Annotated in this window: 14 protein-coding genes; 3 read left to right on the forward strand and 11 right to left on the reverse strand. The window is 65.1% G+C overall.

The window, feature by feature from the left end; translation table 11 throughout:
• Positions 1–88: 88 nt before the first annotated feature.
• From MPSD_RS15685 to dop, 10 genes are all read right to left on the reverse strand, one after another.
• Positions 89–2,845, reverse strand: a complete 2,757-nt coding sequence (locus MPSD_RS15685) for a DEAD/DEAH box helicase (RefSeq protein ID WP_036427283.1) — start codon at positions 2,843–2,845, stop codon at positions 89–91.
• An 87-nt stretch (positions 2,846–2,932) separates the two neighbouring features.
• The gene (tatC, locus tag MPSD_RS15690; RefSeq protein WP_086084997.1) at positions 2,933–3,823 is read right to left on the reverse strand and encodes a twin-arginine translocase subunit TatC; all 891 of its coding nucleotides are present in this window, start codon (positions 3,821–3,823) and stop codon (positions 2,933–2,935) included.
• Between the two features lie 105 nt (positions 3,824–3,928).
• Positions 3,929–4,195 carry a Sec-independent protein translocase subunit TatA gene (gene tatA / locus MPSD_RS15695; protein WP_011740313.1) on the reverse strand — a complete coding sequence of 89 codons (267 nt, stop codon included), beginning with the start codon at positions 4,193–4,195 and terminating at the stop codon, positions 3,929–3,931.
• A gap of 126 nt (positions 4,196–4,321) precedes the next feature.
• Positions 4,322–5,290, reverse strand: coding sequence for a helix-turn-helix transcriptional regulator (locus tag MPSD_RS15700; protein ID WP_012394767.1), 969 nt, complete (start codon positions 5,288–5,290; stop codon positions 4,322–4,324).
• A gap of 49 nt (positions 5,291–5,339) precedes the next feature.
• Positions 5,340–6,338: a helix-turn-helix transcriptional regulator gene (locus MPSD_RS15705; protein WP_015355671.1), complete on the reverse strand. Its 999-nt coding sequence runs from the start codon at positions 6,336–6,338 to the stop codon at positions 5,340–5,342.
• Between the two features lie 53 nt (positions 6,339–6,391).
• Positions 6,392–7,750: a Pup--protein ligase gene (gene pafA / locus MPSD_RS15710; protein WP_085981849.1), complete on the reverse strand. Its 1,359-nt coding sequence runs from the start codon at positions 7,748–7,750 to the stop codon at positions 6,392–6,394.
• 52 nt (positions 7,751–7,802) lie between these two features.
• Complete coding sequence (gene prcA / locus MPSD_RS15715; protein ID WP_011740317.1) at positions 7,803–8,606, reverse strand: proteasome subunit alpha; 804 nt, start codon at positions 8,604–8,606, stop codon at positions 7,803–7,805.
• Positions 8,603–9,472 (reverse strand): proteasome subunit beta, encoded by an 870-nt coding sequence (prcB, locus tag MPSD_RS15720; RefSeq protein ID WP_086084996.1) that lies wholly within the window; start codon positions 9,470–9,472, stop codon positions 8,603–8,605. The genes prcA and prcB overlap by 4 nt, the downstream gene beginning before the upstream one ends.
• Positions 9,469–9,663 carry a ubiquitin-like protein Pup gene (locus MPSD_RS15725; RefSeq protein WP_012394770.1) on the reverse strand — a complete coding sequence of 65 codons (195 nt, stop codon included), beginning with the start codon at positions 9,661–9,663 and terminating at the stop codon, positions 9,469–9,471. The genes prcB and MPSD_RS15725 overlap by 4 nt, the downstream gene beginning before the upstream one ends.
• Before the next feature lie 171 nt (positions 9,664–9,834).
• Positions 9,835–11,343 (reverse strand): pup deamidase/depupylase, encoded by a 1,509-nt coding sequence (dop, locus tag MPSD_RS15730; protein WP_012394771.1) that lies wholly within the window; start codon positions 11,341–11,343, stop codon positions 9,835–9,837.
• 296 nt (positions 11,344–11,639) lie between these two features.
• Between dop and MPSD_RS15735 the strand changes: the two genes are divergently transcribed.
• The 3 genes from MPSD_RS15735 (at position 11,640) to MPSD_RS15745 (ending at position 14,783) form a co-directional block, all read left to right on the forward strand.
• The gene (locus tag MPSD_RS15735; RefSeq protein WP_020787188.1) at positions 11,640–12,848 is read left to right on the forward strand and encodes a DUF2314 domain-containing protein; all 1,209 of its coding nucleotides are present in this window, start codon (positions 11,640–11,642) and stop codon (positions 12,846–12,848) included.
• A 116-nt stretch (positions 12,849–12,964) separates the two neighbouring features.
• Positions 12,965–14,149 carry an SH3 domain-containing protein gene (locus MPSD_RS15740; protein WP_179953016.1) on the forward strand — a complete coding sequence of 395 codons (1,185 nt, stop codon included), beginning with the start codon at positions 12,965–12,967 and terminating at the stop codon, positions 14,147–14,149.
• Between the two features lie 10 nt (positions 14,150–14,159).
• Positions 14,160–14,783 carry a hypothetical protein gene (locus MPSD_RS15745; RefSeq protein ID WP_020787186.1) on the forward strand — a complete coding sequence of 208 codons (624 nt, stop codon included), beginning with the start codon at positions 14,160–14,162 and terminating at the stop codon, positions 14,781–14,783.
• Between the two features lie 21 nt (positions 14,784–14,804).
• Here the strand turns inward: MPSD_RS15745 and arc are convergent, their stop codons facing one another.
• Complete coding sequence (gene arc / locus MPSD_RS15750) at positions 14,805–16,634, reverse strand: proteasome ATPase (RefSeq protein ID WP_020787185.1); 1,830 nt, start codon at positions 16,632–16,634, stop codon at positions 14,805–14,807.
• Between the last annotated feature and the right edge of the window lie 212 nt (positions 16,635–16,846).

A 16,846-nucleotide genomic window follows, 5' to 3' on the forward strand; every position in this document is an offset into this window, starting at 1 on the left:
TCGTCTGTCCTGGCCACGAACTGGCCCCAAGTGTCCTCTGGTGGTCCTGCGATCACATTTCCGGATCTAACCGTAGCTGCGGCCCAGCCTACCCGGCGTCAACTGCGACGACGCCGCGCCGGATGTCATTGATCGCGCGCTTTGCGGCGGCCCGCACTTCGGGGTCCGGGGCGGCGTTGCGCACCTGGTCAAGCAGGTCGAGCACCTGGCGGCACCAGCGCACGAAATCCCCCGCTGACAAGGGAGAACCGGGGCCCTCGATGTCCGCGGCGGCCAATGCCGCCGACAGGTCCCCGGTGCGCGCCCAGCGATAAACGACGTTAACAAAACCATCGTCGGGTTCGCGGCTTTGGCCGATCCGGTGCGCTTGTTCGTCGGCACGCAGCGCCACCGACAGCCGCGACGTCTGGATGAGCGCCTGACGCAACCGCGGCGTCGGCGCCTCGACCCCGGGACGGCCACCGCCACCGTCACTGCCGCGCGTTTCGTAGAGCACGCAGGACACCACCGCCGCCAGCTCCGGCGGCTTCAACCCCGCCCACGCGCCGGTGCGCAAGCACTCGGCCACCAACAGATCACTCTCGCTGTAGATCCGCGCCAACAAGCGGCCATCATCGGTGACCCGAGGATCATCGGCTGGGCCGTGGATGTACTCACGCTCGGTGAGCAGGCCGACGATCCGGTCGAACGTGCGAGCCAACGAATTGGTGGCGGCGGCGACCTTGTTCTCCAGCTGCGCGTTGTCCCGTTCGATGCGCAGGTAGCGCTCGGCTTGACGGATCCGGCTTTCGACTCCGGGCGCGTTGTGGCAGGGATGCCGGCGCAGTTTTTCGCGGAGCGACGCCAGATCGGGATCGTGCGGCGCTCGCGTCTTCTCGCGGCGGGCCGCTGGCGCCGTCATACCCGCGGCGGCCGACCGCAGTGCCGAGGCCAGATCGCGGCGGACCCGCGGCTGGCGATGTTCGACACGCTTGGGCAGTGTCATCGATCCGACCGGCGGCGACTCGCCGGTGTAGTCGGCCGACGAAATCCGCCCAGCCCACCGGTTTTCGGTCAGCACCAACGGCCTCGGGTCGGAGCTGTCGCGGGCGGATTCCAGCACCACTGCCAGCCCGCCACGGCGTCCGTGCGTGATGGTGATGATGTCTCCCTTGCGCAGCGCGGCCAGCGCTTCGCTGGCCTCCTGCCGACGCTGCAGCCGGGATGCACGGGCCTGGGATCGCTCCATCTCGGTCACCCGCGCACGCATCCGGGCATAGTCCAGGATCGGCGCGTCGGGCCCACCGAGCTCGGCGGCCAGCTCGTCGAGCATCTCCCTGCCCCGCTCAATGCCGCGGACCAGGCCCACCACGGATCGGTCGGCCTGGTACTGCGCGAACGATTGTTCCAACAGCCGATGCGCCTGCTCCGGGCCCATGTGCTGCACCAGGTTGATCGTCATGTTGTACGACGGGGCAAACGAACTGCGCAGCGGGAAGGTGCGGGTCGAGGCCAGCCCGGCCACCGCCGACGGATCGGCGTTTTCGTCGGTGGGATGCCAGAGCACGACGGCGTGGCCCTCGACATCGATACCGCGACGACCGGCGCGCCCGGTCAGCTGCGTGTACTCCCCCGGCGTCAGCGGGACGTGCTGCTCACCGTTGAACTTCACCAACCGTTCCAGCACCACGGTGCGCGCGGGCATATTGATGCCCAGCGCCAAGGTCTCGGTGGCGAAAACGGCTTTGACCAAGCCGGCGGTGAACAGTTCCTCAACGGTGTGCCGAAACGCCGGCAGCATCCCGGCATGGTGGGCGGCCAGGCCGCGCAGCAGCCCCTCGCGCCACTCGTAGTAGCCCAGTACCGCCAGGTCGTCGTCCTCAAGATCGCCGCACCGGTGATCGATCACCTCGGCGATTTGGGCGCGTTCCTCCTCGCTGGTCAACCGCAGCGGTGAACGCAGGCACTGCTGGACCGCCGCATCACAACCAGCCCGGGAGAATACGAAAGTGATCGCCGGCAACAAACCCGCCGAATCCAGGGTCGCGATGACGTCCGGACGTGGCGGCGGGCGGTAAAACCGCGGCCGGCCCCCTCTGCCGTATTCGCCGCGTCCAGACCGACGCGGCTCCCAGTCCGACATCCGATCCGCCTCGCGGCGATGCGCGATGTGACGCAACAGGTCCGGGTTGACGCGCGCCTGACGGCTCGAACCCGCCGGTTTGTCAGCCTGGTAGTCGAACAGGTCGAACAGGCGCTTGCCCACCAAAACGTGCTGCCACAGCGGTACCGGCCGATGCTCATCGACCACCACGGCCGTGTCGCCCCGAACGGTTTGGATCCAACCGCCGAACTCCTCGGCGTTGCTCACGGTCGCGGACAGGCTGACCACCCGCACCTCGTCGGGCAGATGCAGGATCACCTCCTCCCACACCGGGCCCCTCATCCGGTCGGCGAGAAAATGCACCTCGTCCATCACCACATAGGACAGCCCCGGTAGCGCGGGAGAATCCGCGTAAAGCATGTTGCGCAGCACCTCGGTGGTCATCACGACCACGGGCGCGTTTGCGTTGACCGCCAGATCACCGGTCAACAACCCGATCTTGTCGCGGCCGTAGCGCGCCGTCAGATCGGTGTGTTTCTGGTTGCTCAGCGCCTTGAGCGGCGTGGTGTAAAAGCACTTGCCTCCCGAAGCCAGCGCCAGGTGCACCGCGAATTCGCCGACCACCGTCTTTCCCGCGCCCGTCGGGGCACACACCAGCACGCCGTGCCCACCTTCCAGGGCAGCACAGGCGCGCCGTTGGAAGTCATCGAGCGCGAAGGGTAAGTCGGCGGTGAACCAGGCTAGCTCGACCAGCTCTGTCACGCGGCCGCCCGAGGGCGCGAGGGTGCGCAGTTGCACGGCCAGTGCGGCGTGTCGCTGTCGCGACACGCACGCTCGCGGCGAAGTGGCCTAGGTGATGTCGTCATGGGATCCGCCGGGGGCCGACGGCGTCGGTATCGGCTCGGGCTCCTCGATTGACGATGCTTCGTCATCGGCAAGCAACACCTCGCGCTTGGCTTTGCGCTTGTCGTGCAGCCGGGCGATCTGGATGGCGAACTCGAGCAGCACCGTCAGGGCCACGCCCAGTGCCGTCATCGAGAACGGATCCGACCCGGGCGTGAACACCGCCGCGAACACGAACATGGCAAAGATCAGACCGCGCCGCCAGGACTTGAGCCGCTGGTAGGTCAACAGACCAGCCATGTTGAGCATGACGATCAGCAGGGGGAATTCGAAGCTGACCCCGAACACCACCAGCAGATTGATCAAGAAGCCGAAATATCGGTCGCCAGACAGCGCCGTCACCTGCACGTCGCTACCGACGGTGAGCAGGAAGCTCAACGCTTTGGACAGCACCAGGTAGGCCAGCACGGCGCCGGCCACAAACAGCAGCGCCGCGGGGATGACGAACGCCACCGCGAACCGGCGTTCCTTCTGGTAGAGCCCAGGGGTGATGAACGCCCACAGCTCGTAGAACCAGATCGGGCACGCCAGCACAATCCCGGCCGCCATCCCGACCTTGAGCCGCAACATGAACTGGTCGAACGGCGCAGTGGCCAACAACCGGCACTGCCCGTCCGCGCTGATGTCCGCTCGCGCCGACTGCGGCAACGAGCAGTAAGGCTGACGCAGCCACTCGCCCAGACTTTCTAGTCCGAAGACCGAATGCGAGTACCAGATGTACCCGAAAATCGTCGTGAGCAGGATCGCGGCCAACGAGATCAGCAACCGGGTACGCAGCTCGGTCAGATGACCGACCAGCGACATCGTGCCGTCAGGATTGACGCGGCTACGCCGCATCCGAGGATTGAGTCGTTTGAAGAGAGCCCCGGCGCGTGCTGAGGCCCGGAAACCGTTCACCACGGTAGGTCAGTAAAGCTCAGGCAACCCGACGGTGCTGCCGGCCTAGGCAGGCCGCGCCTCGGTCTGGTCCTGACCTGTGGCCGCTGCAGGGTCGATCCGCTGCGACTGCACCGGCGTGGGGTTTGCCGTGTTGGTCTCGATAGCAGAGGGTTCCGCTTTGGTCTCGCTCTGCATTTCCCGCATCTCCGACTTGAAGATTCGCATCGACTTGCCCAACGAGCGCGCCGCATCGGGAAGCTTCTTGGCACCGAACAGCACGATCACCACAACAGCGAGGATCGCCCAATGCCACGGACTAAGACTGCCCACTTTGATTACCTCCAGACGTCAACCCCCGATGCTACCGCAGTAGGGGCTGCTCGCCCGGCTAGGCAAACAACACTCCGTGCCGCGCGCCGCGGGTACGGGCCGCACATCGACGGCTTGAATTCGGCCTTAGGCCAGCTCGGCGGCCTGATACGCGTTTAGGGCAGTCGCCGCGGCGGCCCGCACACGCTGCGCTAGCGACTCGGGCTCCAGCACTTGCACCGTCGACCCGAAGCCCAGCATCAGACGGGTCATCCAATCCTCAGAGGCGTAGGTCATGGCAACCTCGCAGGATCCATCGGCGAGCTGGCGCAGCTCCCGGATCGGGTAGTACTCGAACATCCACGACGCCGAGGGCGCCACCCGCAGCGTCGCCGACGGCAGTGCCGGGTCGCCGTCGAACAGCGACGTGTCGGGGGGCGCCTGCACCGCGGGCTCCGGCGGCATCGCGGGTTCACCGAGTTCGACGGCGTCCACGATCCGGTCGAAACGAAACAGTCTGACCCCTTCGGACTCGCGTGACCAGGCCTCCAGATAGCTGTGGCCGCCGATCAACAACACTCGGATGGGATCGACGGTCCGGGTGGTCAACGTGTCGTGCGATGCGGAGTAGTAGTCGATGGTCAACGCGCGCTTGTCGAGCACGGCGGAGCGCACCGCGGCAGCGGCGGGGCTCTCCAACGGAGCGGGCTCGTCGACCGCCGACAGGGTGCTGCTATGCCCGGCCGCGCCGGCCGCCGCCGCGATCTTGGCGATCGCGCTGCGCGCGGCCTGCGGGTCGACCACGCCTGGGATGTCCGCCAGCGCCCGCAGCGCCACGAGCAGGCCGGTGGCCTCCGGTGACGTGAGTTTGAGTGGACGGTCGATGCCGGCCGAGAACGTCACCTCGATGGTGTCGCCGGAGAACTCGAAATCGATCAGATCTCCAGGGAAATAGCCGGGCAGGCCACACATCCACAGCTGGTTGAGGTCCTCCTCCAGCTGTTTGGCCGACACGCCTAGCTCGGCGGCGGCCTCAACGCGGGTGATCCGCGGGTTGGCTTGGAAGTACGGCACCATGTTGAGCAGCCGCACCAGCCGAGTGGATACGGGACTCATCAGCGCCGCTCCTTCTCATCGCTTCGCCGCGCATCGTCGTCGGCGGGGTTCACGCAAGCGCCTCTTCGACCCCGGCCAGCGCCCGCAGCCGGGCCAGCACATCCTCGCGCAGCGCGGGCGGCTCGAGCACGATGGCGTCGGCACCGTGACCGGTGATGTCGCGGGCCAGCCGATCGCTGGATCCGATTTCGAGTTCTATGACTTCGCCGTCGCGGCCGGCCAGTCGCCGTGGCCCCATCGACCGTCCGGCACGCCGCAGTGCGGTGGCACGCCCGTCGGCGACCCATACCGTGGCCTGCATGCCGGTCGGTGACTCAGCGACGGTCCGGGCGACAATCTGTCGCAGATCCACGTCCTCGGGTACCTTCGATTCCCCGGGCGCACCGACCGGTGCGACGTCGGCGCCGATCCGCGACAGCCGGAACGTGCGGGTCGCTCCCCGGTCGCGGTCGTGGCCCACGAGATACCAGCGCCCCTTCTCGGTCACTACCCCCCAAGGCTCGACGGTGCGGGTGACGTAGGGCTCGTGGCGGGACGCCCGGTGCGGGAACCGCACCGCCTGACCGGAGTCAATGGCCGCCAACAAAATTCCGAGGACGTCCTCGGAGCCGCGCAAACCCGGCACCCCGGCCGGCGAGGCAATGGCCACCGGCGCGTCGGGATCGACGTCGACCCCGGCGGCCCGCAGCTTGAGCAGCGCGCCCTGGGTGGCGGTGATCAGCTCAGGGGACTCCCACAGTTGGGTGGCCACCGCGACAGCCGCCGTTTCATCGGGAGTCAACTCGACCGGCGGCAGCGCGTACGCGTCGCGGTTGATCCGGTAGCCCTCGGTGGGATCGGTACTCGATACCCTGCCAACCTCGAGCGGGATACCCAGGTCACGCAGCTCGTTCTTGTCGCGCTCGAACATCCGCGAAAACGCCTCAGCGGTCGGGCTGTCCGAATAGCCCGCCACGCTAGACCTGACCTTCTCAGCGGTGATGTAGCCACGAGTGGACAGCAAAGCGATGACCAGATTCACCATCCGCTCGACTTTGGAAGTCGCCATTTACACCAACCTAGATTTGCCCAGCTTCACCGATCACCCGCGCGCGGGCTCGGCTACATGCTCGCGATCAGCCGCTTGACCCGCTCGTCGACCGCCCGGAATGGGTCCTTGCAGAGCACCGTGCGCTGCGCCTGGTCATTGAGCTTGAGGTGCACCCAGTCGACGGTGAAATCACGACCGGCCGCCTGTGCGGCGCTGATGAACTCACCGCGCAGCCTGGCGCGGGTGGTTTGTGGTGGGTTGTCGACGGCGTCGGCGATTTCCTCGTCGGTGGTGACGCGTGTCGCCAGGCCCTTGCGCTGTAGCAGATCGAAGACGCCGCGCCCGCGCTTGATGTCGTGGTAGGCCAGATCGAGCTGGGCGATCTTGGGGTCCGACAGCTCCGTGTTGTAGCGGTCCTGGTAACGCTGGAACAGCTTGCGCTTGATCACCCAGTCGATCTCGGTGTCGACCTTCGCGAAATCCTGACTTTCGACGGCGTCAAGCTGGCGGCCCCACAGATCAACGACCTGCTCGACCTGTGCGTTGGGCTCCCGGGTTTGCAGATGCTCGACGGCGCGGGAGTAGTACTCCCGCTGAATGTCGAGCGCACTGGCCTGACGCCCGCCGGCCAGCCGAACCGGACGCCGACCGGTGACGTCGTGGCTGACTTCACGGATCGCACGGATGGGGTTGTCCAGCGAGAAGTCGCGGAACGGCACTCCCGCTTCGATCATCTCCAGCACCAGCGACGCGGTGCCCACCTTGAGCATGGTGGTCGTCTCGCACATGTTGGAGTCGCCGACGATCACGTGCAGACGCCGGTACTTCTCCGCGTCGGCGTGCGGCTCGTCGCGGGTGTTGATGATCGGACGTGAGCGGGTGGTCGCGCTCGAGACGCCCTCCCAGATATGTTCGGCGCGTTGGGACAGACAAAATGTTGCGGCCTTGGGGGTCTGCAACACTTTTCCCGCCCCACAGATCAGCTGACGAGTGACCAGGAACGGCAGCAACACGTCGGAGATCCGGGAAAACTCGCCGGCCCGCACGATCAGGTAGTTCTCGTGGCAACCGTAGGAGTTGCCGGCCGAGTCGGTGTTGTTCTTGAACAGGTAGATGTCGCCGCCGATGCCCTCGTCGGCCAACCGCTGCTCGGCGTCGACCAGCAGGTCTTCGAGCACCCATTCGCCAGCCCGGTCGTGGGTAACCAGCTGCACCAGGCTGTCGCATTCGGCGGTGGCGTATTCCGGATGGCTGCCCACGTCGAGGTAGAGACGCGCGCCATTGCGCAGGAATACGTTGGAGCTGCGCCCCCAGGACACCACCCTGCGGAACAGGTACCGGGCAACCTCGTCAGGGCTCAGCCGGCGATGACCGTGGAAGGTGCAGGTGACACCGAACTCTGTCTCGATGCCCATGATTCGTCGCTGCACGTAATCGAGCGTACTGGTTGTCGCAGCGGTGCGCAGCCGCACCGGCGGGGCGCTAATCAGACGAATCGGCGTCGGATTTTTTGCCCGTTTTCTTGCCCTCTTCGGACTCTATGGGCTCTTCTGACTCGGCAGATTCCTTGGAATCCCGCTCCTGCAGCAGTGTTTCGAGGGTCGAGCGAGTCAGCCGGCGAAACGCGCGCCGCGGCTTGTTGGCGTCCAGGATGGCGGCTTCGAGGCTGGCCACACCGAGTACGGGCTGGTCATTGCTGGAATTCTCCGCGCTACCGGCGCGTAGCGCCTCCACCGCGATATCCAGCGCGTCCGGCAAATCGGCGTTTTCGGTGTAGGTGTTCTTGAGCGCCGTCGTGATCGGCTCGGTGGTCCCGCCCATCACCACGAAATGCGGCTCATCGGCGATCGACCCGTCGTAGGTGATTCGGTAGAGCTCGGGCGCCTTCGTTTCCCCGTAGTGCGCCACCTCAGCGACGCATAGCTCGACCTCGTAGGGCTTGGCCTGCTCGGTGAAGATGGTGCCCAGCGTCTGTGCATACACGTTGGCCAACTGGCGTCCCGTGACGTCACGACGGTCGTAGGCATAACCGCGGGTGTCGGCGAACTGAATCCCGCCCCGGCGCAAGTTGTCGAATTCGTTGAACTTGCCGGCGGCCGCAAAACCCACCCGGTCGTAGAGTTCGCTGATCTTCTGCAGCGACCGCGACGGATTCTCGGCAACGAACAGCACACCGCCGGCGAAGGCCAGCGCCACCACGCTCTTGCCGCGCGCAATACCCTTTCGCGCGAGCTCGCTGCGCTCGCGCATCGCCTGTTCCGGCGAGATGAAGTAAGGGAAGCTCACTTCTCACCACCGTCAGGGCCGAAAGTGTCAGCGCGTGAACGACTTCCGATGACTTCACGAGCCAGTTCGGCGATGCGGACCTCGGGTACGTCAACCGCACCGTCGGCATTGATGGTGACCGCTGTCGGGTATATCCCGCGGACCAGATCCGGGCCGCCGGTGGCCGAATCGTCGTCGGCTGCGTCGTAGAGCGCTTCGACGGCCACCCGCAGCGCGGAATCGGCGTCGGTGACTTGCGCGTACAACTTCTTGATCGACGATTTGGCGAAGATCGATCCCGAACCCACCGCTTGGTAGCCCTCTTCCTCGATGTTCCAGCCGCCGGCAGCGTCGAACGAGACGATGCGACCAGCGGACCTCGGGTCAGACGCGTGGATGTCATAGCTTGCCAGCAGCGGCAGGGCCACTAATCCCTGCATTGCGGCCGCCAGGTTGCCACGCACCATGATGGCCAGCCGGTTGACCTTGCCGGCGAATGTCAGCGGCACGCCCTCGAGCTTTTCGTAGTGTTCGAGTTCCACGGCGTAAAGACGCGCGAACTCAACGGCGATCGCGGCGGTGCCGGCGATGCCGGTGGCGGTGTAGTCGTCGGTGATGTAGACCTTGCGCACATCGCGCCCGGCGATCATGTTGCCCTGCGTCGAACGCCGGTCCCCGGCGATCAGGACACCACCGGGATACTTCAAGGCGACGATGGTGGTGGCGTGCGGCAACTGGTCACCCACGGCACCCCCACCGTGTTTGATGCTCGCAGGTAATAACTCCGGCGCCTGGCGGCGGAGGAATTCAGCGAACGATGATAGGTCTACAGCGGATCCGGAAATGGTCGAATTTATGGACAGGCGATCAGGCAACGGCCAGGTCACTGGCCGCCCTTTTGGACGTACGCGCGAACGAAGTCCTCGGCATTCTCCTCAAGGACGTCGTCGATCTCGTCAAGCAGATCGTCGGTGTCTTGAGCTAACTTCTCGCGGCGCTCCTGGCCCGCGGCGGTGGTGCCGGTGACGTCTTCGTCATCGCCGCCACCACCGCCACGTTTGGTCTGTTCCTGAGCCATCGCCGCCTCCTGCTTCGTCATGGCCGATTAGATGCCGGGGGGTCGTGACTCACGCCCCCGCCGGTCTTTCCCTAACAGTACCGGCCAGCCCCGACGTTTCCCGGCTGAAGCCCCATTTGTCGGGCTATGCCGTCACCATCTCGCCTCACGCGCCTGCCCCATCAAGGGCCCTCAGCTGGTGAGTTGTTCCACCAGTTCGACCGCGCTGTCCACCGAATCCAGCAGCGCTCCGACATGGGCCTTGCTGCCGCGCAGCGGTTCGAGCGTGGGAATACGCACCAGCGAATCCCCACCCAGATCGAAGATCACTGAATCCCAGCTCGCCGCGGCGATGTCGGCGCCAAACCGGCGCAGGCATTCGCCGCGGAAGTACGCGCGGGTGTCGGTGGGCGGGTTCTCCACGGCCTCGAGCACCTGGTGTTCGCTGACCAACCGCTTCATCGATCCGCGCGCCACCAGCCGGTTGTAGAGCCCCTTGTCCAGCCGGACATCGGAATACTGCAGATCGACCAGGTGCAGGCGGGGCGCCGACCAGTTCAAGTTCTCCCGCTGCCGGAAACCTTCGAGCAATCGCAGTTTGGCCGGCCAGTCCAAGACCTCGGCACAATCCATCGGGTCACGCTCGAGCCGGTCGAGCACGTCTGCCCAGGTTTCCACGACGTGTGAAGCCCGGGGATCGGGGTCACGGCCATCGACCAGTTTCGCCACCCGTTCGAGGTAAATCCGTTGCAATGCAAGACCGGTCAGTTCACGGCCGTCGAGAAGCGCCACTGCCGTCCGCAGCGAGGGATCACGACTGATGGCGTGCACCGCGTGTACCGGGCGGGCCAGCGCCAAGTCGGTCAGGTCGATGCCGTGCGCCGGACCTTCCTCGATCAGGTCGAGCACCAGCGCAGTGGTGCCGAGCTTCAGGTAGGTCGACGTCTCAGACAGGTTGGCGTCGCCGATGATGACGTGCAGCCGGCGGTACCTATCGGCGTCGGCGTGCGGTTCGTCGCGGGTGTTGATGATGCCGCGCTTGAGCGTGGTCTCCAAGCCGACCTCGACCTCGATGTAGTCGGATCGCTGGGACAGCTGGAAGCCCGGCTCATCACCGGAGGGCCCGATGCCGACACGGCCGGAGCCCGTGACCACCTGCCGAGACACCAGAAAGGGCGTCAGACCGGCAATGATGGCCGAAAACGGGGTTTGCCGGCTCATCAGGTAGTTCTCGTGCGATCCGTAGGACGCGCCCTTGCCGTCGACGTTGTTCTTGTACAGCTGCAGCTTCGCGGCACCGGGGACGCTGGCGACATGGCGGGCCGCGGCCTCCATCACCCGCTCCCCGGCTTTGTCCCAGATCACCGCGTCGAGCGGATCGGTGCATTCGGGTGCGGAGTACTCGGGGTGTGCATGGTCGACGTACAGCCGCGCCCCGTTGGTCAGGATCATGTTTGCCGCGCCGACCTCGTCAGCATCCACCACCGGCGGTGGACCCGCGGAGCGGCTCAGGTCGAAACCCCGAGCGTCGCGCAGCGGTGATTCCACCTCGTAATCCCACCGGGTCCGTTTGGCGCGCTGGATGCCGGCGGCCGCGGCATAGGCCAGTACCGCCTGCGTCGAAGTGAGGATCGGGTTGGCTGTCGGGTCCGACGGCGACGAGATGCCGTACTCGACCTCCGTTCCGATAATCCGTTGCATGCCTAGAGCCTAGGCCCGCCGACCCAGAACATCTCAGCGGCCCGTGCCGCGGGCGAGGTGGGCGTCCCCAGGCTGGCATGCCGCGCTGGGACAGCAACCTCCGCAATTCGCGATACAAGTTGCCCGCACGCCTAGTGGTGCGGACCGCGCGGGGTTGATACGGTCTCGGCTGACCGTCGCATCGAGCCCCTCGGGGAATCTACGTTGACGTTAAAAATCTTGCAGCCGTTGCTATTTCCGATGAGTTTGCCAACTTCTCCTCGCACCGCCGGCACGGCTACCCGGGGCGGCCAACGGTGAGCCCGAACCCTTTTCAGCAAGGGCAGGACGTCACCGACCTGATTCCGGCCGGGCCGCTGCTCGACGGCGGGATTGCCTTCACATTCGCGATCTATTACCTGCCCATGCCTGCCGCAGACCCCTTCGACACCCTGGATGAACTGCTGGCGAACACATCCGCCGGATTTCACCAGGTGGAGTCCATCAACGGTGACGAGACGGAGCCGACGGTATGTGCCTTCGCCAACATCGATCCGCGAAACGACTATCCCCCGCCGGATCCGGAATTTGTTGAACTCTTCAACTACGGCGTCAGCCCGCAGCTGGCCGTCGCTCTACAGTCCACCCAGGCCGCGTTCATCCTCAACTTCAGCTGCCCGATTGAGCAGGCTTGGGATCGTCTTCGTGCCGCGCAGCAGCTGACGGGTAGCCTCACCGCCGCCACTGGCGGACTGATTTGGGATGCCGAGACTCGGCAGATATTCACGCCGGGCGCCTGGCAGGAAATCAGGGTCGATCGATGGACCAGACCAACCCCAGATGTTGACGACCATACGATCATTCACGCCTACGAGATCAATGGCCAGATGCGAGTCGTCACGCTGGGAATGGCGAAGTTTGGGCTGCCCGACGTAGTCGTGAACCAGGTGCCGCGGTCGGTATGCAGCAACGTCGGACAGCTCGTGAGCGCGTTCTGCCAGGCGATCGCTGATCGGCCCGTTGTCGATCGTTCCGGAGAATTCGATCTGGATTACCGGCGTTTGAGGCCCAACGCGACCGGGGCCGCGCCGCTCACCGTGAGAATGGGCGAGCACCACGACGGCGATCCGATGAACCGGCTACTCGAGATCACCTTCGACCGAGGACCGGGCCAGGACGCTGGGGCCCGTCGGCACGCGATTCTCTGCGCCGCGTTCGACTCCGGAGCTTCGATCGTTCCCGCTGCCCACAACGACGCATTGGCAGCCGCCAGCCGATCCGCGCGAGCCAAGCTGCCCGCGCTGCGCGCCGCGTTCAACGAAGGGCTGCCGCCCGGCGAATTTATGCAAGTCAAGGCCGCTTTTGAGGGCCCGGACGGCACCCGGGAGTACATGTGGGTGGACGTAGTTACGTGGAACGGCGACGAGATCACGGGACCGCTGGCCAACAAACCGTTCAACATCGCCGGTCTGCACCCCTCTGCACCCCGGGCAGGTGGTAGTGGTCGCGTAGTCCACCGTCTTTGATTACAAGCACAAACGCAGTGGCGGCACGATCGACGGGAATGAAACCGAAAGACACATCATCAGCACGTTGAACTAGCACAGCAGCAACGGTGGGCCGCCGCTAGGGTTGAGCCGGCATGAACCCTTCCCCGCACCGCGCTCCGGCACGCCGAGACCCGTCGAGTGCCGCGGCGGAAAGCTGGTTTCTGGAACGGGGCTTGCCCGCGGTGCTGACCAGGCGGGCCCGTTGGCGGCGGCTGTGGTCACGGTCTGCCCCGGTGCTGGCCGCGTACGCGACACTGCACTGTTGGACACTCCCGATTCTGCTGATCACCCACGGCGACGAGGTCGTCATCGATGGGCAACCGACACCCCGCGAATGGGTGCTGGTGACCCTGGTCGCGATCGCACCGGTCTTGATCACGTTCGTCGGCTGGCTGGTGTCGCGACTGTCCGACAGCCGGAAGCGTTCGGTGGCGGCGACCGTGGCGGTCAGCCTGGTGGCAATCGTCCTGATCGTTGAGACCTCGGTGTCTCATCTGCCGGACGCGGCCCTGGCCGCGGTGATGGTGCTGTTGCTCACCGGTAGCGGTATCGGATCGGTCACCGGGTGGTCGGTCCGAATGACGCTGTCGCACCTGGCGACGATCGGCGCCCTGGCGGTTCGAGCCTTGCCCGTCGTTCTGCTGACCACGTTGGTCTTCTTCAACAGCAACATCTGGCTGATGGCCTCCACAATCAGCGCGGAGCGGCTGGCCCTGGCCATCGCATTTTTGGTCGGTATCGCGAGCGTATTCGTCATCTCCACCACCGCGGAGCGAGTCAAACCCATGCTGCAGGCACCGACCGTGCAGCCCAAGAACTGCCAGGAACTGGCCGACACCCCGTTTGCGGCGATGCCGGATCCGCCGAGCAGCCGGCCGCTAACCCGAGCCGAGCGGGCCAATGTGGTCTTCGTGCTCACCGCCCACCAGTTGGTGCAGATCATGGTGGTGGCGATGCTGACCGCCACCATCTACGTCATCCTCGGGCTGATCGTGCTCAGCCCAGCCCTGCTCCAGGAATGGAGCCACAACGTGTCCAGCAACGCGACCGTGCTCGGGCTGACCGTGCCGGTGCCGGATTCGTTGATCCATCTCTGTCTGTTCATTGGCGCGTTGACCTTCATGTACATCAGCGCCCGCGCAGTTGGTGACGCCGCATACCGTGCAACATTCGTCGACCCGCTCATCGAGAACCTGCACATCACCTTGATCGCACGCGGCCGCTACCGCGCCAACATCGATGACACCGATGTTGACGCCAGTCCCGGCGGTGATTAACTTCACGCTGGTGTCCGTACCCGAGCAGGTAGAAGACTTATCCGGGAAACGCTACGGCGAGGTGCTTCTCGTCGAAATCGGTGAATCCGGTCCACAAGCCACCGTCTACAACAGCTTTCCGCTCAACGATTGCCCCGCGGAACTGTGGTCCGCGCTGGACGCGCAAGCCCTGGCCGCCGAAAACGGGGTGGCCGCAGCCCTGCTCAACGGGCCCCGCTACTGGCTGATGAACAGCATTGAGAAGGAGCCCCAGGGGCCGCCGGAGAGCAAGTCATTCGGCGGAATCGAAATGCTCAAGCAGGCAACCGTGCAGATGTCGTCGATGAGCCCCGCCCCCTACACCGTCAATCGGGTGAACCGTCACACGGTGTTTGTCTTCAACGCCGGCGCAGAGATCTACGAACTCATCGACCCGGGTGGACAACGCTGGGTGATGCAGACCTGGAGCCAGGTGGTGGACCCCAACCTTGCCCGCGCCGACCTACCCGGCCTGGCCGCACGACTGGACCTGCCGGAAGGATGGTCCTATGAGCCACGCGTGCTGGCCGAGACGCTGCGCGTCGACACCACCGACCGCCCCGCTCACGTGACGCAGGACGACCTGTCCAACAGCTACTCGCTCGAGGTCGACTGACCCTCTTCCAGGTAGCGCCCCTTACAGGTACTGGCCGAGGTTGGACTCGGTGTCGATCGCCCGGCTGGCACTCGACGACTTGCCGGTCACCAGGGTGCGGATGTAGACGATCCGCTCGCCCTTCTTGCCCGAGATCCGTGCCCAGTCATCGGGGTTGGTGGTGTTGGGCAGGTCCTCGTTCTCGGCGAACTCGTCGACGATCGAGTCGAGCAAATGCTGAATGCGCAGGCCTGGCTGGCCGGTCTCGAGCACCGACTTGATCGCATTCTTCTTGGCTCGGTCGACAACGTTCTGGATCATCGCCCCGGAGTTGAAGTCCTTGAAGTACATGACTTCCTTGTCACCGTTGGCGTAGGTGACCTCCAGGAACCGGTTGTCGTCGATCTCGGCGTACATCCGATCGACGACCTTTTCGATCATCGCCTTGATGCACGCCGGACGTTCGCCCTCGAACTCGGCAAGGTCGTCGGCGTGAACAGGCAGCGTCTCGGTGAGGTACTTCGAGTAGATGTCCTGTGCCGCTTCGGCGTCGGGCCGCTCGATCTTGATCTTCACGTCCAGTCGCCCTGGCCGCAGAATGGCCGGATCGATCATGTCCTCGCGGTTGGAAGCACCGATGACGATGACGTTCTCGAGTCCCTCCACCCCGTCGATCTCACTGAGTAGCTGCGGAACCACCGTGGTCTCGACATCGGAGGAAACCCCGGTGCCGCGAGTACGGAAGATCGAGTCCATCTCGTCGAAGAACACGATCACCGGTGTGCCCTCGGAGGCCTTCTCCCTGGCCCGCTGGAAGATCAGCCGGATGTGACGCTCGGTTTCACCGACGAACTTGTTCAGCAGCTCGGGGCCTTTGATGTTGAGGAAGTACGACTTCGCCTCGCGAGAGTCATCACCGCGGACCTCGGCCATCTTCTTGGCCAGCGAGTTCGCCACGGCCTTGGCGATCAGTGTCTTGCCGCAACCAGGCGGGCCGTAGAGCAGCACGCCTTTCGGCGGGCGCAGCGCGTACTCCCGGTACAACTCCTTGTGCAGGAACGGCAGCTCGACCGCGTCACGAATCTGTTCGATCTGGCGCGTCAGGCCACCAATGTCCTCGTAGCTGACGTCGGGCACCTCTTCGAGCACCAGATCCTCGACCTCGGCCTTGGGGATGCGCTCAAAGGCGTAGCCCGCCTTGGTGTCGACGAGAAGTGAGTCACCCGGACGCAGCTTGCGTGGCTTCGTGTCGTCGTTGAGCGCGTCGGGAAAACCATCCGGCAGGTCCTCGGCAACCAGCGGCTCAGCCAACCAGACGATGCGTTCCTCGTCCGCGTGGCCGACGACCAGCGCCCGATGACCATCAGCGAGCACCTCTCGCAAGGTGGAGATCTCGCCGACCGATTCGAACGTGCCGGCCTCTACGACGGTCAGGGCCTCATTGAGCCGAACCGTCTGGCCCTTCCGCAGCAACGAGATTTCGATGTTGGGCGAGCAGGTCAGGCGCATCTTGCGGCCGGAGGTGAACACGTCGACCGTGTCGTCGTCGTGCGTCGACAGCAGAACGCCATAACCGCTGGGCGGTTGACCCAACCGGTCGACCTCTTCGCGCAGCGCCAGCAACTGCTGCCGGGCTTCTTTAAGAGTTTCCATTAATTTGGAGTTGCGGGCGGCAAGCGAGTCGATGCGGGCTTCGAGCTGATGCACATCGCGGGCAGACCGCGCCGTGCCTTGCGGCCCAACTGCGCTCTCGAGTTGCTCACGCAGCACCGCGGCTTCACGCCGCAGCTGTTCTAATTCGGCAGCATCTTTGCTGGACAAGGGGGTGTCGTCGGGTGTCCCGAATGCTTCGGAACGCTCTGAATCAGCCATGTTGCGCTCCTTTCCCACACCAGGAATGGTGCAGCGGATACCCCAACGCTACCGGCGATCGCGGCTTCATGTGCGGAACCAAATGCCGTTGAAAAGTTACAAGTTGAAGTCCACTGGTAATCTCGGCTACCACTTGGGCCGACAGAAAGGAGCGCCGCGACGTGAAATCCCTAGCCACAGCCGCCGCGGTCCTGATGCCGATGGGCGCCGCG

It is taken from the genome of Mycobacterium pseudoshottsii JCM 15466, from assembly GCF_003584745.1.
Taxonomy (GTDB): Bacteria; Actinomycetota; Actinomycetes; order Mycobacteriales; family Mycobacteriaceae; genus Mycobacterium; species Mycobacterium marinum.

What these genes read in the sequence shown, in the direction of transcription:
- MPSD_RS15725 (WP_012394770.1), bottom strand. Translation starts at nt 9,663, where the DNA reads ATGGCTCAGGAACAGACCAAACGTGGCGGTGGTGGCGGCGATGACGAA.
- MPSD_RS15705 (WP_015355671.1), bottom strand. Translation starts at nt 6,338, where the DNA reads ATGGCGACTTCCAAAGTCGAGCGGATGGTGAATCTGGTCATCGCTTTG.
- arc (WP_020787185.1), bottom strand. Translation starts at nt 16,634, where the DNA reads ATGGCTGATTCAGAGCGTTCCGAAGCATTCGGGACACCCGACGACACC.
- tatC (WP_086084997.1), bottom strand. Translation starts at nt 3,823, where the DNA reads ATGCGGCGTAGCCGCGTCAATCCTGACGGCACGATGTCGCTGGTCGGT.
- MPSD_RS15740 (WP_179953016.1), top strand. Translation starts at nt 12,965, where the DNA reads ATGAACCCTTCCCCGCACCGCGCTCCGGCACGCCGAGACCCGTCGAGT.
- MPSD_RS15700 (WP_012394767.1), bottom strand. Translation starts at nt 5,290, where the DNA reads ATGAGTCCCGTATCCACTCGGCTGGTGCGGCTGCTCAACATGGTGCCG.
- dop (WP_012394771.1), bottom strand. Translation starts at nt 11,343, where the DNA reads ATGCAACGGATTATCGGAACGGAGGTCGAGTACGGCATCTCGTCGCCG.